Source organism: Poseidonibacter antarcticus (genome assembly GCF_003667345.1).
GTDB classification, from domain to species: Bacteria; Campylobacterota; Campylobacteria; order Campylobacterales; family Arcobacteraceae; genus Poseidonibacter; species Poseidonibacter antarcticus.
Window position 1 is genome coordinate 1 of record NZ_RCWF01000042.1, and the last position, 855, is coordinate 855.

Sequence of the window (855 nt, forward strand, 5' to 3'; positions counted from 1 at the left end):
GTTTTTTACCAATTTCCTGCATTTTTCCATAGCTGGGAGCTCGTTTTTGTGTTGCACAGTGGCTGGGAGAAAGGGAGTCACGTTTTGGGGGTTTGTAGAGGTCGTTTTTGCCCCAAAGTACCCATGGATGTTTTTCTGAAAATGGTTTGTGCTCTCCAAGGTTGAATCCCCAATTGCCATTTTCGTTTTTGGGTTTCCCACGTTTTTCTGAAGCTAATGAAAACCCCATCTTTGGGCATCTCACTATAAAAAAATTTCTTCATGCCCAACACTTATACTTCTGCTGTTATGTGCATCCTCGTTTTTGGTTTGAACCTGTGAGCTGAAGTTTTGGAGTGGTAGTGGACAGAATTGGCTTGATAAACCTAGTGAAGGGAGTAACCTCTCAAGAAGATCAAGAGGGCTTTGGCTACTCCTCTACGCACACCCTGAGAACACTAGATGGGGAAGGTATGGCTTGAGGGACTGTACAGCAGTGAAAAGAATACTTCCTTGTGCTGGGTGTGTAGGTATTGTGGGTGCCAAGCTAGATAGATCTTGTAGAGGTATCCATAGCTCTGTGGTTGAGCTCACTAGCTTAGCAATTCTTCCTTTCCATTTCCTAGCAGCCTGATAAACCCAATTGCAGATTGGCTTGGCTCATCTTGGTGTATGCTTGGCTATGTGTGAGTCTGTTGTTCCCTGGTTCCTTGTAGAGATCATGCCCAGCTCGGGGGTGGCAGTTGTATACACGAACAAATTTCATACCTTGCGCACAAAGCTAGGTATCAAGGACTCCGAGCGGCACCTAGTACTGAAATATCGCAGTGGCCTACACCGGTACATCCGAACAGAGATGGATTTCCTGGAAATCTC

Annotated in this window: 1 protein-coding gene; it reads right to left on the reverse strand. The window is 45.6% G+C overall.

The features are described 5' to 3' along the window. Positions 1 to 229, reverse strand: a 229-nt coding sequence (locus tag D9T19_RS14630; protein WP_205588737.1) for a hypothetical protein, incomplete at its 3' end; no start/stop codon positions are given. Positions 230 to 855: the final 626 nt, after the last annotated feature.